Here is a 23,456-nt window from a genome sequence, read left to right on the forward strand (position 1 = left end):
GACTCGCCGTCGTCCGGCGGCGGAGTCGCGTCGTCGTCCTCGCAGCCGACCCACAGCACCTTGTGCTTCTTGCCCTTGAGCTGCGGCTTGCCCTCGAACTCCCACGTGACCTTGTAGTGCCCGTCGGTCAGGCCGATGTCGTCGGTGCGGCCGTGGCCGTTCTCGTCGAGTACGAGGGTGCCCTCCTCGGCGACCGTCGTGTTGTCGCCGGTGGGCTTCCACTCGACGGCCTTCCAGGAGACCTCCTGAGCGGAATCGAACCCGTTGCCGACGAGATAGAACTCGCAGACGTGCGGCTCGTTCTTCTTCAGCCACTCGTCGGTGGTCGATTCGTGGACCTTGATCGATCCGTTGTTGCCCTTGTGGCCGCCGTTCAACGCGCTGACGTCCGCGGTGGCGGTACCGCCCAGGGCGAGCGAGACGGATCCGATGAGGAGCGCACCTCCGGCGAGGCGCGCGGTGTTCTTCAGCCGGTAGCCGTGTGACAAGTGAGTCCTCTTCGCGAGTACGGGGGACGGACATGACTGTCGCGACTCACACGTCTCCGCCTGAGGCGGTAGCGGGGGGACGGGAGTGACCCGAGTGAAGATATCGCTGGCCAGGGCTTTTCGGACACCCGCAAACGTCACATCTGCACAACACCCGCACCCGGAACACCCGGAGCGATCGATCTCTCACCCGCGGCCTTCGCAGGCCGCGTCGCCTGCGCCGGTCGAGCCACGGCCGCCGGTGACCCGGATCCGCCGAAAGGGCCGGGTTTCGGACGGGCGCTCAGCCGGTCTGGGCCACCGTGCCTTCGGCGGAGACCGCGAAGGTGCGCGGCGGCGCCGACTCGGCGGTCTCGCGCAGCAGAGTGGTGCGCTCGCGTCGAGGGCCGCCGTCCGCGACCGGGTCGGTGCTGACTCCGGCGAAGTGCAAGCGGGTGAAGGCCAGTGCCTCGGCGAGCTCCAGGTGACGGGTCTCGGAATCGGCGGCCTTGCGTGTGTTGACCTCCAGCACGATCTGCCCGCCGTAGCCGGTGGTGGCCAGATGCTCCAGCAGGTCGGCGCAGGGCTGGGTGCCGCGGCCGGGGATCAGGTGCTCGTCGAAGTTCTGCGTACCGGTGCCGTCGGTCAGGTGCACGTGCGAGAGCCGGTCGCCGAGCCGCTTGGCCATCTCCAGCCCGTCGGAGTGGGACATGGCCGCGTGGGACAGGTCCAGCGTGACGTCGGGGTAGTCGCGCTCGATCGGGTTCCAGCTCGGGGCGTAGGGGACGACCTCGCGGTCGCGCATCCGCACCGGGTACATGTTCTCGACGGCGAAGACGACGTCGGTCTCCTCCTGCATCCGGCTGATGCCGGTCTCGAAGTCGCGGGCGTACTCGCGCTGCCAGCGGAAGGCCGGATGCACCACGACGGTCCGCGCGCCCAGCGCCTCGGCCATCTCCTTGGACTTGATCAGCTTGCCCCACGGCTCGCGGCCCCACACCCACTGGGTGAAGATCAGGCACGGTGCGTGCACCGCGAGGATGGGAACGCCGTGGTAGTCCGACAGCCGCCGGAGCATGTCGACGTCCTGGCTGACGGGATCGGTGGAGACCAGCACCTCGATGCCGTCGTAACCGAGCTTGGCGGCGATCTCGAAGGCGGCGGGGGTCTTCTCCGGGTAGACGGACGCCGTCGACAGCACGACCGGCGCGTCTGGGACCTGGACGGAACTCACTCCACCAAGACTATGCGCTGTCGCGGCCGAGTTGATCGGCACACGGCGCGGGCGCGGCGCACACGGGGGTCTGCGATGCGGTTCCGCCCTCGGGTCCCTATCCTTCCCCGGGTGAGAGCAGCGTTGGAGGGGGCCGTTCCCAGCCCCAACATCTGGCGGCACCCGCACGTCTACGAACTGGAGAACGAGGCCGCCGACCCGGACGGGGTCGTCGACGCGGCGATGCGCGCCGTGCGCGGCACGGCCGGCGCCCACGTGCTCGACATCGGCTGCGGCGACGGCTACCACCTTGCCCGCTTCGCGCGCGACGCCGCGCGCGTGACCGGGGTCGAGCCGCACGCCCGGCTGGCGCGGGCGGCACAGGCCCGCACTGCGGGGCTTCCGGGGGTCGAGGTGCGCACCGGCGTAGCCCAGCGGCTGCCCGTCCCCGACGCCTCGGTCGACGTCGCCCACGCGCGCCTGGCGTACTTCTTCGGTCCCGGCTGCGAACCGGGGCTGGCCGAACTGCGGCGTGTCGTGCGGCGGGGCGGCGTCGCATTCGTGATCGACAACGACGCCACCCGCAGCACCTTCGGCGGCTGGTTCCGCCGGTTCCTGCCCGACTACGATCCCGAGCGGGTCGAGCGGTTCTGGGTCCGGCAGGGTTTCCAGCGCACTCCCCTGACGATCCGCTGGTGCTTCGCCACCCGCGCCGACTTCGAGGCGGTCGTGCGCATCGAGCTGTCGCCGCAGGTGGCCGACGAGGTCGTCGCCGAGCACCCGGGCCTGGAGGTCGACTACGCCCTCAACCTGTGGTGGAAGGAGTACTGACCCGCCCCGCCCCGCCGCGTGGGGCTCAGACCTGCGGGCTGTCCTGCTGTACCCCCAGGGCCTCAAGCACCCTGTCGCCCACCTCGGCCATGCCGGCGGCGTTGGGGTGCACGGGGGCCGCGGGGCGGTTGGGGAAGATGCCCTCGACCCACCGCTGATCGGCCGGCGCGCACATGTCGTGGCCCGGTCCCGAGGTGTCGACGAAGACGGCTCCCGCGTCGGCGGCCTCCTTTTCGAGCACCGCGTTGAGCTCCTCCCAGACGCCGTAGAGGTACTCGATGTCGCCGTCGGCGTAGGGGGCCTGCAGGCAGGCTTCCTCCCGGGGAAGCAGTTCCAGGTAGCCCACGACCGCGACCGTCGCATCAGGGCTGCGCCGGCCCACGGCCTCCAGCACCTCGCCGACGCTCTCGCCCGCCTCGGGCAGGCGGTCGCGCAGCTTGTCGCCGTCGGGACCGGTGTAGTGGTCGCGGCAGGGGGCGCCGTCCAGGTCGGTGGCCGCCAGCGTCAGGCACGTGATCGCCATCTCGGCGTAGCCGAGGTCGTTTCCGCCGATGCCCAGGGTGACCAGTGTCGTCTCGGGGGTCAGCGCGTCCAGCTGGGGCGGGTTGGTGGCAAGCCCGAGCCCCTGCGGGGCCGCCATGTCGTCGGTCTCGGCACCGATGCAGCTGGCGTCGGTGAACTCGGACGCGCCCGTCGCCTCGGCCACCCGGTTGGGGTAGTTGGAGCGCGATCGCAGGCACAGCGCGGGGTCGCCGTAGGGCGACGGGATGAACGGGCCGGCGGTGAACGAGTCGCCCAGAGCGACGTATTCGGCGGCGAGTCCCTCGGCGCCGCCGTCGGTGTCGGCTCCGGCCGGTGCGGCGGTGGCTGTGGCGGTGAGAACGAGCGCCCCGGCGAGCGCGTAGACCGGGGCGCGGCGGCGAGATGCACTGTATGCGGACACGGGCGGCTCCTGGGTGCGGGCGGGCGGATCACGGGTCGTCCGGAGGCGGAACGGGCGCGGATGGGATCGCGGAGTGGGCCGACCTCGAATGTGACCGCACGCATCCGCGGAGTCGACCTCCCTGACCGCAACCGGTCAGCGACTCTCTGCAATCGAAGATAACTCAGAGTGTCTCTGATGGTCGGCGGCTTCCCCAGGCGCGCCAGGACCGGTCGGCGATGTCTGCGCCGGACGCTACGGTGCAGCCATGGCCAAGGCTGCGAAGACCACCTTCCGCTGCAGTGAATGCGGCTGGACCACCCTCAAGTGGGTCGGGCGCTGCGGCGAGTGCCAGGCGTGGGGCACCGTCGAGGAGGCCGGCGCACCCACCTCCACCGTGATCGCCCCCGCGCGGGTCACCACCGCCGCCCGCCCCATCACCGAGATCAGCGTCGAGAGCGCGCACGCCGTCCCCACCGGCCTGGACGAACTCGACCGCGTCCTCGGCGGCGGCGTGGTGCCCGGCGGCGTCCTGCTGTTCGCGGGCGAGCCCGGCGTGGGCAAGTCCACGCTGCTGCTGGAGGTCGCCGCGCTGTGCGCCGACTCCGCCCCGGTGCTCTACGTCACCGGCGAGGAGTCCACCGGCCAGGTGCGGCTGCGTGCCGACCGGCTCGGGGCCCTGTCGCCGCACCTGTACCTGGCGTCGGAGACCTCGGTGGCCTCGCTGGTCAGCCACGTCGACGCCGTCTCGCCCTCGCTGCTGATCGTCGACTCGGTGCAGACCATGAGTTCGCCCGACGTGGCCGGCGTGCCCGGCGGCGTCAGCCAGGTCCGCGAGGTCGCGGGCGCGCTGATCCGGCTGGCCAAGGAACGCGACATCCCCACGGTGCTGGTCGGCCACGTCACCAAGGACGGCTCCATCGCCGGTCCCCGACTGCTGGAGCACCTCGTCGACGTCGTGCTGCAGTTCGAGGGCGACCGCCACTCCCAACTGCGCATGCTGCGCGCCGTGAAGAACCGCTACGGCCCCACCGACGAGATCGGCTGCTTCGAACTCACCGACTCCGGCATCCTCGGCCTGCCCGACCCCAGCGGCCTGTTCCTCACCCGCCGCAACGAACCCGTCCCCGGCACGTGCGTCACCGTGACGCTTGAGGGCAGGCGGCCGTTGATCGCCGAGGTGCAGGCGCTGGTGGCCTCCTCCAACCTGCCCCAGCCCCGCCGGGCCAATTCCGGGCTCGACTCCGCGCGGGTGAACATGGTGATGGCGGTGCTGGAGCGCCGCGCCCGGGTGCGCATCGCCAACTCCGACGTCTACGCCTCCACCGTCGGCGGCGTGCGGCTGGGCGAACCCTCGGTGGACCTCGCGCTCGCCCTGGCGGTGGCCGGCTCGGTGCGCGACGAGGCGCTGCCGCGGGGCCTGGTGGCCATAGGCGAGGTCGGCCTGGCCGGCGACGTCCGGGCGGTCACCGGCGTGCAGCGGCGGCTGGTCGAGGCGCAGCGGCTGGGCTTCACCCGGGCGATCGTGCCGCGCAACAGCGAGGAGCCGATCGAGGGCTTGGAGGTCGTGGGCGTCGACGACGTCGGCGCGGCGCTGCGCTCGGCGTTCACCGCGCCGCAGCCGAGCTGAGTGGCGTCCGCCGCCGCTGCGCCGTGAACGGCGCCGAAACGAACGAGCGCCGACCGGGCCCGCCGGTCGGCGCTCGCGGTCGCGTCGGGGGTCAGTTCAGCCGGAACACCTGCGGTTCGGCGCCCTGGTCGTATTCGCTGTGCAGCCGCACCACGTAGGTGCCCGGGCGCTTGGCCGTGACGTCCTTGTCGGGGCAGTCCTTCCACGAGCGCTTGCGGTTCCAGGTGACGGTCGTGGTGTCGGGCACGCCGCGCTGGAGCTTCTGCTTGTCGCTGTCGGAGCCGTCGGCGCAGTCGGCCGTGGAGAACACGCGGTCGTCACCGGAGGTGACGCGCAACTCCATACTCTCGGGCCCCACGTCGACGGTGCAGGTCTGATCCTCGGTGTTGACCAGGGTCAGCTTGAACTTCGGCTTGTCGTCCCACGCGTAGTCGCTCTTGTCGGTTTCGAGGGTCACCACCACGTCGGAGGGCCGGCAGGGGTCGCCGGGCTCCTCGGGGGCGGCATGGCCGTCGGAGCCGCCGGATCCGCCGTCGGATCCGCCCCCCGACTCGTCGCCGGAGTCGCCCCCGCCTCCGTCGCCGGAGCCGTCTTGGGAGCCGCCGTCGCCTCCCTCGGCGTCCTCGCCCTCGCCGCCACCGCCGTCCTCGCCGACACCGGCGGAAGCGCTGGGGGAGGCCTCGGGGGACTCCGAAGGTGAGACACTTGGCGGCGATGACTCCTCAGGCGTCGGGTTCGGAGACGTGCCGGAGGCCTCATCGCCGTCGTCCGTCGAGGGCCGCGTGCACGCGTAGGTGATCAGGGCTACGACGACGAAGAGCCCCACCAGCACGAAGACACGCCTTCTCCAATATGTTTCGGGACTCACCGGCCCCGGTTGTCCAGCACTTGACGCCATAGGCGTAGTATTCCGGGTTTCCCGGCGCCACACCTACTCAACCCGCCGATCCGCACATCGATTGACATGTTCGACAACCCTTACAGCACAGCCGTTCTCGCGTGGTACGAGACCAATGCCCGCGATCTGCCCTGGCGCCGCGACGACGCCACCCCCTGGTCGATCCTGGTCAGCGAGATCATGCTGCAGCAGACCCCCGTCTCACGGGTGCTTCCCGCCTGGGAGGCGTGGATGGAGCGCTGGCCCACTCCCGCCGACCTCGCCGCGGAGCCCTCGGGCGAGGCGGTGCGCATGTGGAACCGGCTGGGATACCCGCGGCGGGCGCTGAACCTGCACGCGGCCGCGTGCGCCGTGGTCGAGCGGCACGGCGGCGAGGTCCCCTCCTCCCACGCCGACCTGCTCGCGCTGCCGGGCGTGGGCGCCTACACCGCGGCCGCTGTGGCCAGCTTCGCGTTCGGCCAGCGGCACGCGGTACTCGATACCAACGTGCGGCGGGTGCTGGCGCGCGCCCACACCGGTGTGCAGTACCCGCCCAAGACCCAGACCAAGGCCGAGGCGGAGCTGGCGGGCTCGCTCGTGCCGGCGGATCCGGACGTGGCCGCCCGCTGGGCGGTGGCGGTGATGGAGCTGGGCGCGCTGGTGTGCACGGCCCGCTCGCCGGCGTGCGCCGACTGCCCCATCGCCGCGCAGTGCGCGTGGCGGCTGGCGGGCAAGCCCGCCTACGACGGCCCGCCGCGGCGCGGCCAGACCTATGCGGGGACCGACCGGCAGGTACGCGGCCGCCTGCTGGCCGTGCTGCGGGAGTCGCCCGCGCCGGTGCCCAAGTCGGCGCTGGACGTGGTCTGGCAGGAGCCGGTGCAGCGCGAGCGGGCGCTCGACGCGCTCGTGGCCGACGGTCTGGTGGATCCCCTGGAGGACGGCACCTACGCCCTGCCGAACTGACCGGTCCTGACGGGCGGGACCGCCCGCCCGTCAGGCCGCCTGCATGGTCTCGTCGGTGCCTCCGGTGCAGGGCGCCCCCGGCTCGGGGGTCTGCGGACCCTGCACGTAGGTGTTGAGGAAGTCGATCAGGCTCTGATCGTCGCCGAGGTCCTCGACGACGAGCCGCTTGCCCCAGGCCACCGCGACGATGTCCTCCTGCTGGCGGGGGTGCGCGGGGCTCACGATCAGGTAGTCGCCCTGCTCGTAGAGCCGCTCCAGCTCCTCCGCCTGGCCGCCGGGTAGGTCCTCGCGGTAGCTGATCCACACGGCGCCGTGCTCCAGGGAGTGGACGACGTGCTCGGGTACCAGCTCCCGGCTGTAGACGCCGCAGTTCTGCCACACCGGGTGGTGCTCGCCGCCGGGCGGCGGATAGACGTCGTAGGAGACCGGGTCCTCGGTGTGCTCGCGGGACACGTCGGCGAAGGTCCGCACGCCCTCGATGTCGCCGGGTTCGACGCGGCCGGGCTGCGGCGCCCCTCCGGCGGCGCCGGAGTCGCCGGAGTCGCCGAGGTCGCCGAGCATCACGTAGGCGGCCACGCCGCCGCCGGTCAGAACCAGGACCAGCACGAGCGCGGCGGCCCCCAGGACCCACCACAGCGTGGCCGAGGACCCCTTCTCGGGAGCCCCGCCGGCCGGCGGGGGCCAGGCCCCGTAGCCGCCGTAAGGCGGTTGCCCCGGAGGCGGGCCGTACTGGCCGGGCGGACCCGGCGGCTGCGCCGGCTGCGGGCCGTAGCCGTCGTGGCCGGGAGGCGGCACGGCACCGCCCTGCGGGGGAGGCGGCGGGGGTCCGCCCTGCGGTTGCTCAGCGCCGCCGGAGGGGCGCTGGTGCGGAGGATTGCTTTCGGGATGAACCACGGCCGAAACCTTATCGGGCGGCGCCGCACACGGCACGTCGCGCACGCCGCACCCCTCGCACGGCAGCCCCGGCACACCGAAGGGGGCGGCCCCGAAGGACCGCCCCCTTGGTTACCGTTCGCGCTACGGCGCCGGGTTCACCCGCCCGGCTCGGGCTCTACTCGTTCGATCCGGCCTTCTCCTCCACAGCGGGAGTGTCCGGGACGGAGTCGGGCTTGGGCACGCCGCTGAAGGTGAACTTCCCGTCGGTCCCCTCGCCCTCGGCGTCGATCACCACGATCTGGCCGGGCTTGAGGTGGCCGAAGAGGATGTTCTCCGACAACTGGTCCTCGATCTCGCGCTGGATCGTCCGGCGCAGCGGCCGGGCGCCCAGCACGGGGTCGTAACCGCGCTCGGCCAGCATCTTCTTGGCCGCCGGGCGCAGCTCCAGCCCCATGTCGCGGTCCTTGAGCCGCTCATCCAGGGCGTTGACCATCAGGTCGACGATGTCCATGATCTCGCGCTGCGTGAGCTGGTGGAAGACGATGACGTCGTCGACGCGGTTGAGGAACTCGGGCCGGAAGTTCTGCTTGAGCTCTTCCTGGACCTTGGCCTTCATCCGGTCGTAGTTCGTCTGCTCGTCGTCCTCGCGGGCGAAGCCCATGGCCGCGCCCTTGGAGATGTCGCGGGTGCCGAGGTTCGTCGTCATGATGATGACGGTGTTCTTGAAGTCGACGTTGCGACCCTGGGCGTCGGTGAGGCGCCCTTCTTCCAGGACCTGCAGCAGCGAGTTGAAGATGTCGTTGTGGGCCTTCTCGATCTCGTCGAACAGCACCACGGAGAACGGCTTGCGGCGCACCTTCTCGGTGAGCTGACCGCCCTCCTCGTAACCCACGTAGCCCGGAGGCGAGCCGAACAGCCGCGAGACGGTGTGCTTCTCCATGAACTCGCTCATGTCGAGCTGGATCAGCGCCTCCTCGTCGCCGAAGAGGAACTCCGCCAGCGTCTTGGACAGCTCGGTCTTACCCACGCCGGACGGGCCGGCGAAGATGAACGAACCACCCGGGCGCTTGGGGTCCTTCAGGCCGGCGCGGGTGCGCCGGATGGCCTGCGAGAGCGCCTTGATGGCGTCCTCCTGGCCGATGACCCGCTTGTGCAGCTCCTCCTCCATGCGCAGCAGCCGGGAGGACTCCTCCTCGGTGAGCCGGAAGACCGGGATGCCGGTGGCGGTGGCCAGGACCTCGGCGATGAGCTCCTCACCGACCTCGGCGACCGTGTCCATGTCGCCGGCCTTCCACTCCTTCTCCCGCTGCGCCTTCTGGTTGAGCAGGTTCTTCTCGTCGTCGCGCAGCGACGCCGCCTTCTCGAAGTCCTGGCCGTCGATCGCCGACTCCTTGTCCTTGCGGACGTCGGCGATCTTCTCGTCGAACTCGCGCAGGTCCGGCGGCGCGGTCATGCGGCGGATGCGCATCCGCGAACCGGCCTCGTCGATGAGGTCGATCGCCTTGTCCGGCAGGAACCGGTCGCTGATGTAGCGATCGGCGAGCTGGCCCGCGGCCACCAGGGCGCTGTCGGTGATCGACACCCGGTGGTGGGCCTCGTAGCGGTCCCGCAGGCCCTTGAGGATCTCGATCGTGTGCGAGATCGAGGGCTCGTCGACCTGGATCGGCTGGAAGCGGCGCTCCAGGGCCGCGTCCTTCTCCAGGTGCTTGCGGTACTCGTCCAGCGTCGTCGCGCCGATCGTCTGCAGCTCGCCTCGCGCCAGCATGGGCTTGAGGATCGAGGCCGCGTCGATCGCGCCTTCGGCCGCACCCGCGCCCACCAGCGTGTGCAGCTCGTCGATGAACAGGATGATGTCGCCGCGGGTGCGGATCTCCTTGAGGACCTTCTTCAAGCGCTCCTCGAAGTCACCGCGGTAGCGGCTGCCGGCCACCAGGGCGCCGAGGTCGAGCGTGTAGAGCTGCTTCTCCTTGAGCGTCTCGGGGATCTCCCCCTTGACGATCTTCAGAGCCAGCCCCTCGACGACGGCGGTCTTGCCGACACCGGGCTCGCCGATGAGCACCGGGTTGTTCTTGGTCCGGCGCGACAGCACCTGCATCACACGCTCGATCTCCTGGTCCCGCCCTATGACCGGATCCAGCTTGCTCTCGCGCGCCGCCTGGGTGAGGTTGCGCCCGAACTGGTCCAGCACGAGCGAGGTGGAGGGGGTGGACTCCGAGGAGGCACCCGTGGCTTGGGGCTCCTTGCCCTGGTAGCCGTGCAGGAGCTGGATGACCTGCTGGCGCACCCGGTTGAGGTCGGCGCCGAGCTTGACCAGCACCTGGGCGGCCACGCCCTCGCCCTCGCGGATGAGGCCGAGCAGGATGTGCTCCGTGCCGATGTAGTTGTGCCCGAGCTGCAGGGCTTCCCTGAGGGAGAGCTCCAGAACCTTCTTAGCGCGGGGGGTAAAGGGGATGTGGCCGGAGGGGGCCTGCTGGCCCTGACCGATGATCTCCTCTACCTGCTGCCGAACCGCTTCGAGGCTGATTCCCAGGCTCTCCAGAGCCTTCGCAGCGACGCCCTCACCCTCGTGGATGAGGCCGAGCAGGATGTGCTCTGTACCAATGTAGTTGTGGTTGAGCATCCTGGCCTCTTCCTGGGCCAGGACCACCACGCGCCGCGCGCGGTCGGTAAACCTCTCGAACATGTCTCGTCGCTCCTCACAGAGCGGTCAGGCAGGGACGGAAGTTCCGACCCTCGCTTTCCGCATTTCGGCCCCTCAGGGGAAAGCCCCGTGGAGGCGCTGCCGCACCGGTCCACCAAGCGGCCGACGTCGCGGCGCGCCCGACGAACACATCCGCACGGAAGGAGGCTGCCCGCCTCCCGTGCCGGAGACTTTCCCCGACGATAGGGCGTTCATCCTCATCCAACTACCTATCAGGGGGTCCGTGTTCCGGCTACGCCGCAAGCGAACGGCCCGTGCACCCTGGTATATCGAGGGCACACGGGCCGTGAACATGCTCTCGCGCGCATATTTGCTCTGAGCGAACACCGGCCGCCGCCGACCGGCCCGGCAGTAATGGCCTTGCGCGGGTCTCCCGGGTCCGAAAGAGCTCCGCGCAACCGCCACTCGCACACCGGCGCCGGCCGTCGGGGTCAGCGCTGGGCGGCCTCGTATTCGGCCACGATGGCAGCCGGGATCCGGCCGCGCTCGTTGACCTGCTTTCCCGCTGCCTTGGCCCACGCACGGATCTCGGCGCTGCGCTCGCGGCTGGGGGCGTTGCGCTGCTGGCGCTTGCCGCCGCGCCCACTGCTCTTGGACGGGGCCTTGCGGGCCGCCTCGACGTAGGGAGCCAGAGCCTCGCGCAGCTTGGTGGCGTTGTCGGCGCTGAGGTCGATTTCGTAGGCGGAACCGTCGACCCCGAACGAAACGGTCTCCTCGGCCTCGCCGCCGTCCAGATCGTCGACGAGAAGCACCTGAACCTTTTGTGCCATAGATAGAACCTTTCCAGCAGAGCGGTGCGATGGCACCTGAATATAAAGCTATCCCGGAAGAACGCCGAAGACAATTCTCCGCGCGATCGAAATCCCGGCCAGCCTATGCCCCGGCCGTGTGCGGGGAGCAAATCCCGACTCGACGGCCGATACGACCCCGCGCCTCCCCGGGCCCGCGGCCGTTAACGCCTCAGGCGCGCCGCTTCCATTCGTGCGCATGCCGGTTAGCCGTCGGCGCGCTCCGTACCATCGCCGGGAACTTCCGGTCCGGAACCCTCTGCGCTCTTTGCCCGGCCTTCCGCCGCGGCGCCGTCCGCCTCAGGACGCGACGCCGTCGCGGTACTCGAAGTTCCCCTGCCGGATGCCGTGCTGCTCGCATCAGCTTCACTCGCGAGCCGCCCGTCCGACGTTCTCGGCGCCATCTCCTTACGGAGGAGCTTCACCACGAACGTGCAGAAGACGGCCGCGACCACAGCCGGGGGAAGCAGCGCCGCCAAAACGTCCCCCATCGAGCGCACACCCTTCCTTGATGTCACTTTATGCAGCAATTACCCCACGGAGGGACGCCGCCGACTCGGATCGGTGACCGGCCGCGGCACCCGCTCATTCAACGGGAGCTGACTCCGACATCATAGACACCGTTCGCACCTGTATGGACCCGCCCCCGCGGGACGGCTTTAGCCGAGTTCCAAAAGCCCGTCGTATAAGGGGTTCCGGGCACGGCGGAGGTGTCGCGGAGCCCCTCCGCCGAGTCGACCGCAACCGAATCGCCATTGAAAAGACGGCGGTTCGTAGCCGACCGCCGCCGTGATTGGATCCGCGAACGGATCGGGCATATCGATCGGCGTCGCGCCAGGCGGAGGCGGCGGCGAAGAAGCCCTGGACGCCGCACCGCAGATCTCCGCAATCCACACATTACCTGGCCGGATACGCATCCCCCGGCCAGGTCGGCATAGGCTTCGAAGGCGCGCGTCGTTTGTGGGACCGTGGCCCCCCGACCGCGAGTCCGGCATCGGCGGCTGCGCGCCGGCGGGAGTTCCCGCGCGTCCCCCTTACGCTTGCGCGGCCCGGTCACTGTGGGCATTGAGAGGACCTCACCGTGGAGTTCCACGCAGATCTGCATATTCACTCCAAGTACTCGCGGGCTTGCAGCAAGGATTGCGACCTGGAGCACCTGGCGTGGTGGGCCGCGCGCAAGGGCATCGCAGTGGTCGGCACCGGTGATTTCACTCACCCCGCTTGGCGCGAGCAGTTGCGCACCAAACTCGTGCCCGCCGAGCCGGGACTGTTCCGGCTGACCCCTGATATCGAAGCCGAGGTCCTGCGCACTCTGCCGCCGGCGTGCCGGAATCCGGTGCGCTTCATGCTGTCCGTGGAGATCTCCACCATCTATAAGCGGGGCGAACGGACCCGAAAGGTGCACCATTTGCTCTACGCGCCCACGATGGAGGCGGCAGAGGCCATCACCGCCGATTTGGCCAGGATCGGCAATCTCGCCTCCGACGGGCGCCCCATCCTGGGCCTGGATTCACGCGACCTGCTGGAGATCACCCTCGCCAGCGACCCGGGCAGCTATCTGGTGCCGGCCCACGTGTGGACCCCGTGGTTCGCCGTTCTCGGTTCGAAATCGGGATTCGACGCCGTCGGCGACTGCTACGCCGACCTCGCCGAGCACATCTTCGCCGTCGAGACCGGACTCTCCAGCGATCCGGAGATGAACTGGACGGTGTCGTCGCTCGACACCTACACGCAGGTCAGCAATTCCGACGCGCACTCGCCGCCGATGCTCGCCCGCGAGGCCACGCGCTTCGACACCGACCTCGATTACTACGCCGTGCGCCGCGCTCTGGAGACCGGCGACGGATTCCGCGGCACCGTCGAGTTCTTCCCCGAGGAAGGCAAATACCATCTCGACGGCCACCGCAAATGCGGGGTGCGCCTGGAACCCGACGCCACCCGCGACCACGGCGGGCGCTGCCCGGTCTGCGGCAAGCCCTTGACGGTCGGGGTCTCCCACCGCGTCTTCGAGCTGGCCGACCGGCCCGTCGGCCACCGCCCCTCCGGTGCCGCCGGTTTCACCAGCCTGGTGCCGCTGCCCGAGATCGTCAGCGAGATCGTCGGCGTGGGCCCCAAGAGCAAGCGGGTGCGGGGCGAGGTCGGTCGGCTGGTGGGCGAGCTGGGATCGGAACTGGACATCCTGACCACCGCGCCCACCGACGAGGTGGCCCGGGTCGGCGGCACCCTGCTGGGCGAGGCGGTCACCAGGCTCCGGGCGGGCGCCGTCGTGCGCGATGCCGGCTACGACGGCGAGTACGGCAGGATCCACATGTTCGAACCCGGCGAGCTGAAGAGCTCCGACTCCGCGCCGGCCCTGTTCGACGCCGACGACCTGGCCGGCCCGTCGCCGGCGCCCCGGCCCGCATCCGGCGGCCCGACGGCGCAGAAGCCGCCCCCGCGCGGCGGCGCGGAGCCGGACGGCGGCGCCCGCGACGCTGCGGGAACCGGGCCCGAGGGCGGCCGGCACGAAGCAGGCGAACGCGACGGCGGCGGGTCCGAGGGCGGCGAGGACGGCGGTCCCAGCGGGCCGCGCGCTGCCGTCCTGGTGCCTGAGGCGGCCGCCGGACCCGCCGTGGACGCCGGAACCTCCGCCGGGTCCGCAGCGACGGTCTCGGCGCCCGCGTACGCGCCCTCTCCCGCCGCGCACGGGGCGCCGGCCGCCGACTCCCCTCCGCTGTTCCCCGACGGCGCCTGCACCGCCGCTCCCCCGGCGCGCAGCGTGCTCGACGGACTCGATCCCCAGCAGCGCGCCGCGGCCGAGGCCCCCGGCGGACCGCTGCTGATCGTCGCCGGCCCGGGCACCGGCAAGACCCGAACGCTCACCCGGCGCATCGCCCATCTGGTGGCCGAGCAGGACGTGGCCGCGGCCGGGTTCCTGGCGATCACCTTCACCCGCCGCGCCGCCGAGGAGCTGAGCGAGCGGCTGGGCGACCTGCTGGGCGAGCGCGCCCGCGACCTCACCGTCGCCACGTTCCACCGCCTGGGTCTGCTCCTGCTGCGCGAGCAGTACGAGCGCGCCGGGCTTTCCGCGGACTTCGGCATCGCCGACACAGCGCAGCAGCGGGAGATCGCCGCCGTGGTCGCCGGCTCCGAGAAGGAGGGGCGGCGGCTGCTGGACCGGCGCGACTCCGACGAAGCGACCGAGGAGGACGCCGCCTACGAACGCCGACTGCGCGAGCTGGACCTCGTCGACTTCACCGACCTCGTCGCGCTGCCGGTGCGCCTGCTCGGCGCGGACCCGGAGCTGGCTGAGCACTACCGGCGCCGCTGGCCCTGGATCAGCGTGGACGAGTATCAGGACGTCGACGAGCGGCAGTACACGCTGCTGCGGCTGCTGACCGCCCCTGACGGCAACCTCACCGCCATCGGCGACCCGGACCAGGCCATCTACGGGTTCCGCGGCGCCGATGTGGGCTTCTTTCTGCGCTTCACCGCCGACTTCCCCGGCGCCGCCACAGTGCGGCTGGGCCGCAACTACCGCTCCAATGCCACGATCGTCGACGCCGCGGTCCACGCCATCGCCCCCGCCTCGCTGCTGCCGGGCCGGGAGCTGCGGGCGGTCGGCGACTTCTCCGACCCGCCGCGCATCGGATTGCACACGGCCGCCGACGAGAAGGCCGAGGCCTCGTTCGTGGCCCGCTCGATCGACCGGTTGCTGGGCGGCACCTCCTGGCACTCGCTGGACAGCGGCCGGGTGACCGGCGACGGCGACGGCGGCCTGTCCTTCAGCGACTTCTGCGTGCTCTACCGCACCGACGCGCAGAGCGAGGCGATCATGCGCGCCTTCAACACCGCGGGCGTGCCGTACCAGAAGCGTTCGCACGACCGGCTGCTGGCGCGGCCGGGCGTGCGGATGGTCGCCGACGAGCTGGCCCATCACGCCCAGGGACCGCTGGTCGAGCAGGTGCGTTCGGCGGTGGCGCTGCTGTGCGAGCGGCACGCCGGCGACGAGGAGCTGTGCACGGACCTGCGCACGGCGGGCGAGCTGGTGCGGCCCCTGGCCGCCGAGTGCGGAGAGGACCTCTCCGAGCTGCTGTCGGCGCTGGCCATGGGCGCCGAGGTCGACGCGTTGGACCCGCGCGCCGACCGGGTGGCCCTGCTGACGCTGCACGCCGCAAAGGGGCTGGAGTTTCCCGTGGTGTTCCTGGTGGGCTGCGAGGACGGGCTGCTGCCTTTCCGGCTTCCGGGCGAGGGCCGCATCTCCTCTGGCGCCGGCGAGGACGAGGAGCGGCGGCTGTTCTTCGTCGGGATGACCCGCGCACAGCAGCGGCTCTATCTCTCGCGGGCGCGGCGGCGCACTCGGCGCGGAACGGCCTCGGATACCGCACCGTCGCCGTTCCTGGATGCGCTCGACGCCGGTCTGACCATGCCCGTGGACGAGGAGTCCGCCGTGCGCAAACGGCCGCGCGACCGGCAGATGCGCCTGCTGTGAGGCGGGGCCCGCGGGCGGAGGGTGCGGAATCCGCGGCGCCGAGGTCCTCTACGCATCAGCGTTGATCTTGTACCTACGGTCATTGTGAGCGATCACATGTGACCGTAAGTACAAGATCAACGGAGGAACAGGCCCTAGCGGGAGCGCGGGGTGCCGGGTTCGTTGAGATGGACCAGCATCCGGGTGTTGCCCAGGGTGTTGGGCTTGACCCGTTCCAGGTCCAGGAACTCGGCCACGCCCTCGTCGTAGGAGCGCAGCAGCTCCTCGTAGACGCGCGGCGAGACGGGTGCGCCCTGGATCGGCTCGAAACCGTGCCGGGCGAAGAACTCCGTCTCGAAGGTCAGGCAGAACACGCGGCGCACGCCCAGCTCGCGGGCGCGGTCGAGCAGCGCGGAGACGATGCCGTGGCCGACTCCGCGGCCCTGAGCGACGGGGTCGACGACCACGGTGCGGACCTCGGCGAGGTCCTCCCACAGGACGTGCAGCGCACCGCAGCCCACGATGGAGCGCTCAGCACCCTCGCCGATCTCGGCGACGCAGAACTCCTGGACGTCCTCGTAGAGGTTGACCGTGCTCTTGGTGAGTACGCGGCGCTCCCCGCTGAAGGAGTCGACGAGCCGGCGGATGTGCACGACGTCGCGAGTGCGGGCGCGGCGGACGGTGACCTGGGTTGCGGGCATTTCCCCGCCAGACTACTGGTCCGCGGTGCCGTGCGGCTACGAAGCGCAGCCCACCGCCCCGTCCGCGAGAGGCGGTACGGGGCGGCGCGCCGCGGCGTCGGTTCATCCAGGGGGCGTTCAGCCGGATGGTGCGGTCGGATCCTTCTTCGACTGGCTAGATCAGCTGCTTGCGCGCCGCCCAGACGACGGCCTCGATGGGGGTGTTGACCCCCAGTTGGTCGCAGATGGCGCGGAGACGGCGGCGCAGGGTGCGCGCGCTCAGCTCCAGCCGCCGCGCGGCGACGTCGGTCGTCACCCCTGTGGCGATCTCGGCGAGCAACTGGAGTTCGTCGTCGGTCAGACTGACCGGAAAGTTCTTCCCCGGGTCGGGGACCGTCACCGGGGCCGGCGCGATCCCCTCCCGCATCAGCGGGGTACCGGGGTCCTTCGCGGTACGACGTACGAGTGTGGCCTGTTCCACTCCGTCCTCCCTCATCCGTGGTGAGTGCGGAACATCAACTCGTCGCCGCAGAGACCTCCGACGGCCGGAGGCGCACACCTCTGGACACGCGGACGCCGACGTTCCCCGGTACCGCCTCCCGGCTCCGGTGCGACGCGCCCTTCTGGCACAAGGGCGGACGCCCCGGTGAGCTGGGAGTGCGCGGTCCCGGTCGGTGCGGTCTGGGACGGACAGACCGCACGTGGGCGCACACGGCCAAGGATGGTCGAGCCCGGCCAAGCCGTGCCCAGCCATCCTCACTCACCGTCATGTCGATCCACTACGGCAAACCAGCGGAGTAGAACTCCGCTCGATTTGAAACGCTAGGCCGATGCGAACGGCCCGTCAAGGTCGGTTTGACTACCGCGCGTAACGTCTCGGCCATCGCTGGTCACCGAGGTGTCCCCTGAGGAAACCTCAAAGACGAGAATGACCTGCGAAAATAACCTTCATACCGGTGGTTCCACCGAACCCCGCCGGAGACGGGCACCCCTCATCCGCCACTCTTCGCCACACGGTCCCTGACCTGGGGTTTCCCGAATTCCAGGAACATCACGATCCGACAACGAGATCGTGGTGGGGCGGCACCCGGCCACCAGCCGGGTGCCGCTGCGCTCACTCCGGCTTGACCAGGGGGAAAAGGACGGTCTCACGGATGTTGCGGCCCGTAAGCGCCATCAGGAGCCGGTCGACGCCCACGCCGACACCGCCCGAGGGCGGCATGCCGTACTCCAGCGCCCGCAGGAAGTCCTCGTCGAGCTGCATCGCCTCGGGGTCGCCGCCGGCGGCCATCAGCGACTGCTCGGTCAGGCGGCGCCGCTGCTCGACGGGGTCGACCAGCTCGGAGTAGCCGGTCCCCAGCTCCATGCCGAACCCGATCAGGTCCCACTTCTCGGTGATCAGCGGGTCGTCGCGGTGCTGCCGGGTCAGCGGGCTGGTCTCCAGCGGGAAGTCGCGCACGAACGTGGGCTGCTGCAGGGTGTGCTCGACCAGTTCCTCGAACAGGTGCTCGGTCAGCTTTCCCTGGCCCCAATCGGGGCTCCACTCGACACCGCGGGCGTCGGCGAGCTTGCGCACCGACTCCACCGGAGTGCGCGGCGTGACCTCCTCGCCCAGCGCCTCGGAGACCGCGTCGTACAGGCGCACGGACGGCCATTCGCCGCCGAGGTCGTACTCGGCGCCGTCCCGCTCGACCACGGTGCCGCCGAACGCGGCGCGCACCGCCTCCTGCAGCAGGCCGCTGGTGAGGTCGGCCATCACGTCGTAGTCGGCGTAGGCCTGGTAGAACTCCAGCATCGTGAACTCGGGGTTGTGCGTGGCGTCCGCGCCCTCGTTGCGGAAGTTCCGGTTGATCTCGAAGACCTTCTCCATGCCGCCCACCACGAGCCGCTTGAGGTACAGCTCGGGCGCGATGCGCAGGTACAGGTCGAGGTCGTAGGCGTTGATGTGGGTGGTGAAGGGGCGCGCGGTCGCACCGCCGTGCACCGGCTGCAGCATCGGGGTCTCGACCTCGGTGTACCCGCGGTCGTGCAGCCCGTCGCGCAGCGCGCGGATGGCCGCGGCGCGGCTGTGCACCATCGCGCGGGCATCGGGGTTGACGATCAGGTCGACGTAGCGCTGGCGCACCCGGGCCTCGGGGTCGGTCAGGCCCTTGTGCTTCTCCGGCAGCGGGCGCAGGCACTTGGCGGTCAGCTTCCAGGAGTCGACCATCACCGACAGCTCGCCGCGGCGGGACGTGATGACCTCGCCTTCGACGCCCACGTGGTCGCCCAGGTCGACGTCGCTCTTCCAGGCCGCCAGCGCGTCGTCGCCGAGCCTGTCCAGGGACAGCATGACCTGCAGGTCGCCCGTGGCGTCACGCAGCGTGGCGAAGCACAGCTTGCCGCCGGTGCGGTAGAGCATGACGCGCCCGGCGATACCCACGCGCTCGCCGCCGGCCGAGTCGGGGGCGAGGTGCCCGTGTTTGTCGCGGATCGCCCCGACCGAGGTGGTCCGCGGGAACCCGAGCGGGTAGGGGTCGATCCCCTCCTCGCGCAGGCGGTCCAGCTTCTCGCGCCGGACCCGCATCTGTTCGGGCAGGTCGCCGTAGGAGTCGTCCAGTCCTTCGCTCACGGTGAGAATCCTATCGGCCCGGGGCGGGTGGCCCCGACGTCCCGGGCCACCCGGCCACCGCCCGTGGTCAGGAGTTGCGCTGGTAGACCAGGCGCAGACCCATCAGGGTGAGCCAGGGCTCGTGCACGTCCACCGTCTCGCACTCCTCGACCACCATCGGCGCCAGACCGCCGGTGGCCACCACGGTGACGTCGTCGACGTCGTCGCTCAGCTCCTGGGCCATGCGGTCGACGATGCCGTCGACCTGCCCGGCGAATCCGAAGACGATGCCCGAGCGCAGCGCCTCGGTCGTGTTCTTGGCCACCACCGACCGGGGCTTGACCAGCTCCACCATGTGCAGCTGCGCGCCCCGCCGCGACAGCGCCTCCACCGAGATGTCGATCCCGGGCGCGATCGCGCCGCCGACGTACTCCCCCTTGGAGCTGACCGCGTCGAAGGTCGTCGCGGTACCGAAGTCCACCACCACCGCCGGCCCGCCGTACTGCTGCACCGCCGCCAGCGCGTTGACGATGCGGTCGCTGCCGACTTCCTTGGGGTTGTCCATGCGCACCGGCACCCCCGTTTTGACGCCGGGCTCGACGATGACGGCCGGCACGTCGCCGAAGTGGCGGCGGAACATCTCGCGCATCTCGTGCTGGACCGAGGGCACCGAGCAGCACAGGGCGATGCCGTCGATCTGCCCGCTGCCGATGACGGAGCTGCCCCTGATCAGGCCGTGCAGCACTACGGCCCATTCGTCGGCGGTGCGGCGCGCCTCGGTGGAGACCCGCCAGTGCTCGACCAGCTGCTCGTCGTCGAAGAGACCGAGAACCGTGTGCGAGTTGCCGACGTCGATCGCAAGGAGCATCTGGGGCCTCTCCTGGTGGATTGTGCAGGACCTCAGTGAATGTCCCGAAGATCGAGCGCGATGTCCAGCGCGGGACTGGAATGGGTCAGTGCCCCCACCGCCAGATAGTCCACCCCCGTCGCGGCGACAGCGGCGGCATCGACCAGCCGCAGACCGCCGCTGGACTCCAGCCGGGCCCGCCCGGCCACCCGCAGGACGGCTTCACGAAGCTCCTCGACGGTGAAGTTGTCCAGCAGGATCTCCTCGGCGCCCGCGGACAGGGCCGGCTCGATCTGGTCGATCCTGTCGACCTCGACCTCCAGAGGGACGCCGGGAAACGCGGTGCGCACCGCGCGCACGGCCTCGGCGACGCCGCCGGCGGCCAGGACGTGGTTGTCCTTGATCAGCGCGGCGTCGGCCAGGCCGAAGCGGTGGTTGACGCCGCCGCCGCAGCGCACCGCGTACTTCTCCAGCGCGCGCAGGCCCGGGTGCGTCTTGCGGCTGTCGCGCACCCGCGCGTCCGTGCCCGCCGCGGCCTCGACCCAGGCCGCGGTCGCGGTGGCGATCCCCGACAGGTGGGTGAGGATGTTCAGCGCCGTGCGCTCGGCGGTGAGCAGGTCCCGGGTGCGGGCGGTCACGCTCATCAGCACGTCGCCGCGGGCCACCCGGCCGCCGTCGGCGGCGTGCCGCTCGACCTCCATGACGCCGCCGGTGGCCTCCGCGAGAACGAGCTCGGCCACCGGCAGCCCGGCCAGCACGCCGTCGGCGCGTGCGACCACGTCGGCGGTGCGGATCTGGGTGGCCGGTATGGTCGCGGCGGTCGTGACGTCGGCCCCCCGGCCGCCGGCCTCCCCGGGCAGGCTCAGGTCCTCGCTCAGGGCCGCGCGCACGCTCTGGAGCACCCCGGCGGCGCCCCCGCCGCTGTGGCTCCCCGAGCGGGCGACACGCTCCAGCTCGGCGCCGAGCGGACCGTCCAGCGGGTCGGACTCGGCGGCGACCGCTTCCCCGGGCCCGTCGAGTCCGACCCGGATGTTGAGCCGAGCCGGGACCGGGGCCGCCGGACCGTGCTCGGCGGCGGCCCGACCGTCGGCGCGGACGCGCAGCAGCGCCGCGCGGACCAGGGTGGCGGCCACCGTGAGCAGGTTGGTCGCCTCCCACGCGGCCGTGCCGGGTTCGGCCGTGCCGTTGGCGGGGTCGGCGGCCACTTCGGCGAGCTCCTCAAGCGCGGTGCGCAGGCCCGCCTCGTCGCGCACCACGCCCGCGTAGCGCGACATCACTGCGCGGATCCTGGCGACGTTGGCGGGGGCGACCAGGCCGCCGCGACCGTCGGGCGCCGCAGCGGCCGGTGCTGTGGCGAGCGGCTCGGCGGCGTCCGCGGAGGTTCGCTCGGCCAGGTCCCGGGCTGCGCGATGGGCGAAGACCACGCTTTCCAGAAGCGAGTTCGAGGCCAGCCGATTGGCGCCGTGCACGCCGGTGCGGGCGACCTCGCCGACGGCGTAGAGGCCCCGGATTCCGGTGCGCCCCCGCAGGTCGGTGCGCAGTCCCCCGGAGGCGTAGTGGGCGGCGGGCGCCACCGGGATCAGGTCGGTCACCGGGTCGACTCCGTGCTTGCGGCACGCAGCGAGGATCGTCGGGAAGCGCTCCTCCCACATCCGCGCGCCGAAACCGCGGGCGTCCAGCAGCACATGGTCGGCTCCGGTGCGCGCCATCGCCTCGGCCGCCCCCCGGGCCACCACGTCGCGAGGGGCGAGGTCGGCCTGCTCGTGGCGGTCGCGCATGAAGCGGTGGCCGTCGGTGTCCACGAGGAACGCGCCCTCACCGCGCACCGCCTCCGAGATCAGCGGCTGCTGGCCGCGCGCGTCCGCGCCCAGCCACAGCACCGTGGGGTGGAACTGGATGAACTCCAGGTCCTCGGCCGGGGCTCCGGCGCGCAGGCCCAGCGCCAAGCCGTCGCCCGTGGAGACCTCGGGATTGGTGGTGGAGGCGAAGACCTGGCCGATGCCGCCGGTGGCGAGCACGACGGCGCGCGCTCGAACCCGGCCCACGCCGCCGCGCTCGCCCTCGCCGATGACGTGGACGGTGACGCCCGCCGCGGAGGGCTCTGCGCCCGGCCCGGCGGGGCGTGCGGTCAGCAGATCGGGGGCGAAGGCGTGCTCGATCACCTCGATGCGCGGGTCGGCGGTGACGGCGTGGATGAGCGCCCGCTCGATCTCGGCTCCCGTGGCGTCGCCGCCGGCGTGGACGATGCGGCGGGCGCGGTGGCCGCCCTCGCGAGTCAGCTCCAGGCGGCCGTCGTCGTGGCGGTCGAAGGCCGTATCGTGCTCGACCAGCCAGCGCAGCGCGTCGGGGCCGGCTGTGACCAGCGTGCGCACGGCCGCCGCGTCGCACAGCTCGCGTCCGGCCACGATCGTGTCGACCATGTGCGACAGCGGCGCGTCGGCCGGGTCGGTCACAGCGGCGATCCCGCCCTGGGCCCAGCGGGTCGAGCCCGTGGAAAGCAGGTCCTTGGTGACCAGCACCACCCGTCCCCGCGGCGACACCTCGGTGTAGCGCAGGGCGGTGCTGAGCCCGGCGATACCCGAGCCGACGACCACGACGTCGGCCGAGGCCGTCCAGCCCGGATCGGGCGCGGTCAGCCTGCGCGGCGGTTCGGGGAGCGTCTCCGACACCGCGGATCCTCCTTCGTGCCGGGTGCCGCGCCCGCCGACCGCGAAGCGGTTCACAGGGAGAGCGGCACGTTGTCGATCAGCCTGGTCCGCCCGACGCGTGCCGCGACCAGGAGCACGGCTTCGCCGCGGAAGTCGTTGGGGACCTCCGCGAACGTGTTCGCGTCGACCAGGGCCAGGTAGTCCACGGTGACCGGTGGCTCGCCCGCGGCGGCTTCGTCGAGGACGGCGCGGGCCGCACTGAGGATACCGACAGGGCCCGTGACCGAGGCGTCCGCCCCCGCCAGCAGCGCACGGGACAGGGACAGGGCGCTGCGGCGCTCCGCGGGGCTCAGGTAGGCGTTGCGGCTGGAGGAGGCGAGGTTGTCGGAATCGCGCATCGTCGGTGCCGCGGCGATGTCGACGGCCATGTTCAGGTCGCGCACCATGCGGCGCACCAGCGCGAGTTGCTGGGCGTCCTTCTGGCCGAACACGGCGACGTCCGGCTGCACCAGGTTGAACAGCTTGTTGACCACGGTGAGCACGCCGCCGAAGAAGCCCGGGCGGAACTCGCCCTCCAGCACGCGGCCCATGTCGCCCGGGTCGATGCGCACGATCTGCTCGCCGGGGTACACGTCCTCCACCGAGGGCGCGAACACCAGGGCCGCGCCCTCCTCGGCGCACACCCGCATGTCGGTGTCGAGGTCGCGCGGGTAGCTTTCGTAGTCCTCGCCGGGCCCGAACTGCAGCGGGTTGACGAAGACGCTGGCGACGATCGTGTCGGCCTGCTCGCGGGCGGCGGCCATCAGGGCGCGGTGCCCGCCGTGCAGGGCGCCCATGGTGGGCACCAGCGCCACCCGGCCCTCCAGGCTCCGGCGCAGGCAGGCCAGTTCCTCGGGCGTACGAGCGAGCGCGGGCGCGCTGCGGTGTGCTTGGGCGGCGTCGGTCATGGGGATGTCTCCCTGGTTGCGGGGGA

17 protein-coding genes and 1 pseudogene are annotated in these 23,456 nt (G+C 71.4%); 4 read left to right on the forward strand and 14 right to left on the reverse strand.

Features of this window, described 5'->3' with window-relative positions:
• Together LP52_RS18405 and LP52_RS18410 are read right to left on the reverse strand one after the other, a co-directional pair.
• Positions 1-488, reverse strand: a pseudogene (locus LP52_RS18405) (hypothetical protein); the annotation flags it as partial.
• Positions 489-771: 283 nt separating this feature from the next.
• On the reverse strand, positions 772-1,701 hold the full coding sequence (locus LP52_RS18410; protein ID WP_040275329.1) for a sugar phosphate isomerase/epimerase family protein: 930 nt from the start codon (positions 1,699-1,701) through the stop codon (positions 772-774).
• 111 nt (positions 1,702-1,812) lie between these two features.
• On the opposite strand from LP52_RS18410, the gene LP52_RS18415 reads away from it, so the two are divergent.
• A complete protein-coding gene (locus LP52_RS18415; RefSeq protein ID WP_238580981.1) occupies positions 1,813-2,511 on the forward strand; it encodes a class I SAM-dependent methyltransferase in 699 nt (232 codons plus the stop codon).
• Positions 2,512-2,536: 25 nt separating this feature from the next.
• On the opposite strand, the gene LP52_RS18420 is transcribed toward LP52_RS18415, so the two are convergent.
• Positions 2,537-3,454, reverse strand: a complete 918-nt coding sequence (locus LP52_RS18420) for an SGNH/GDSL hydrolase family protein (RefSeq protein ID WP_040275331.1) — start codon at positions 3,452-3,454, stop codon at positions 2,537-2,539.
• A 247-nt stretch (positions 3,455-3,701) separates the two neighbouring features.
• Here LP52_RS18420 and radA point away from each other — a divergent pair, with 247 nt between their 5' ends.
• Positions 3,702-5,063: a DNA repair protein RadA gene (gene radA / locus LP52_RS18425; RefSeq protein WP_040275332.1), complete on the forward strand. Its 1,362-nt coding sequence runs from the start codon at positions 3,702-3,704 to the stop codon at positions 5,061-5,063.
• 91 nt (positions 5,064-5,154) lie between these two features.
• On the opposite strand, the gene LP52_RS18430 is transcribed toward radA, so the two are convergent.
• A complete protein-coding gene (locus LP52_RS18430) occupies positions 5,155-5,931 on the reverse strand; it encodes a hypothetical protein (RefSeq protein WP_238580982.1) in 777 nt (258 codons plus the stop codon).
• A gap of 96 nt (positions 5,932-6,027) precedes the next feature.
• Here LP52_RS18430 and LP52_RS18435 point away from each other — a divergent pair, with 96 nt between their 5' ends.
• A complete protein-coding gene (locus tag LP52_RS18435; protein WP_040275334.1) occupies positions 6,028-6,903 on the forward strand; it encodes an HhH-GPD family protein in 876 nt (291 codons plus the stop codon).
• A 30-nt stretch (positions 6,904-6,933) separates the two neighbouring features.
• Here LP52_RS18435 and LP52_RS18440 read toward each other — a convergent pair whose 3' ends face one another.
• The 4 genes from LP52_RS18440 to LP52_RS28475 all read right to left on the reverse strand — a co-directional run bounded on the left by LP52_RS18440 (position 6,934) and on the right by LP52_RS28475 (position 11,759).
• On the reverse strand, positions 6,934-7,797 hold the full coding sequence (locus tag LP52_RS18440; protein ID WP_157036390.1) for a DUF3105 domain-containing protein: 864 nt from the start codon (positions 7,795-7,797) through the stop codon (positions 6,934-6,936).
• Between the two features lie 157 nt (positions 7,798-7,954).
• Entirely contained in the window at positions 7,955-10,462 is a 2,508-nt protein-coding gene (locus LP52_RS18445; RefSeq protein ID WP_040275336.1) for an ATP-dependent Clp protease ATP-binding subunit, read from the reverse strand.
• 449 nt (positions 10,463-10,911) lie between these two features.
• The gene (locus LP52_RS18450; RefSeq protein ID WP_040275338.1) at positions 10,912-11,250 is read right to left on the reverse strand and encodes a histone-like nucleoid-structuring protein Lsr2; all 339 of its coding nucleotides are present in this window, start codon (positions 11,248-11,250) and stop codon (positions 10,912-10,914) included.
• Between the two features lie 224 nt (positions 11,251-11,474).
• Positions 11,475-11,759, reverse strand: coding sequence for a hypothetical protein (locus tag LP52_RS28475; protein WP_052810013.1), 285 nt, complete (start codon positions 11,757-11,759; stop codon positions 11,475-11,477).
• Between the two features lie 590 nt (positions 11,760-12,349).
• On the opposite strand from LP52_RS28475, the gene LP52_RS18460 reads away from it, so the two are divergent.
• Positions 12,350-15,739, forward strand: coding sequence for a UvrD-helicase domain-containing protein (locus LP52_RS18460; protein WP_040275340.1), 3,390 nt, complete (start codon positions 12,350-12,352; stop codon positions 15,737-15,739).
• A 134-nt stretch (positions 15,740-15,873) separates the two neighbouring features.
• Here LP52_RS18460 and LP52_RS18465 read toward each other — a convergent pair whose 3' ends face one another.
• From LP52_RS18465 to panC, 6 genes are all read right to left on the reverse strand, one after another.
• Positions 15,874-16,419, reverse strand: a complete 546-nt coding sequence (locus LP52_RS18465; protein ID WP_040275342.1) for an amino-acid N-acetyltransferase — start codon at positions 16,417-16,419, stop codon at positions 15,874-15,876.
• 154 nt (positions 16,420-16,573) lie between these two features.
• On the reverse strand, positions 16,574-16,825 hold the full coding sequence (locus LP52_RS18470; RefSeq protein ID WP_394298214.1) for a LuxR C-terminal-related transcriptional regulator: 252 nt from the start codon (positions 16,823-16,825) through the stop codon (positions 16,574-16,576).
• Between the two features lie 687 nt (positions 16,826-17,512).
• Positions 17,513-19,009 (reverse strand): bifunctional lysylphosphatidylglycerol synthetase/lysine--tRNA ligase LysX, encoded by a 1,497-nt coding sequence (gene lysX, locus LP52_RS18475; RefSeq protein ID WP_040275345.1) that lies wholly within the window; start codon positions 19,007-19,009, stop codon positions 17,513-17,515.
• Positions 19,010-19,076: 67 nt separating this feature from the next.
• The gene (locus LP52_RS18480; RefSeq protein WP_040275346.1) at positions 19,077-19,856 is read right to left on the reverse strand and encodes a type III pantothenate kinase; all 780 of its coding nucleotides are present in this window, start codon (positions 19,854-19,856) and stop codon (positions 19,077-19,079) included.
• 32 nt (positions 19,857-19,888) lie between these two features.
• Positions 19,889-22,504, reverse strand: a complete 2,616-nt coding sequence (locus LP52_RS18485; RefSeq protein WP_040275408.1) for an L-aspartate oxidase — start codon at positions 22,502-22,504, stop codon at positions 19,889-19,891.
• A 50-nt stretch (positions 22,505-22,554) separates the two neighbouring features.
• Complete coding sequence (gene panC, locus LP52_RS18490) at positions 22,555-23,430, reverse strand: pantoate--beta-alanine ligase (RefSeq protein WP_040275348.1); 876 nt, start codon at positions 23,428-23,430, stop codon at positions 22,555-22,557.
• Between the last annotated feature and the right edge of the window lie 26 nt (positions 23,431-23,456).

Origin of the sequence: Streptomonospora alba, from assembly GCF_000826685.1 — a bacterium.
Taxonomy (GTDB): domain Bacteria; phylum Actinomycetota; class Actinomycetes; order Streptosporangiales; family Streptosporangiaceae; genus Streptomonospora; species Streptomonospora alba.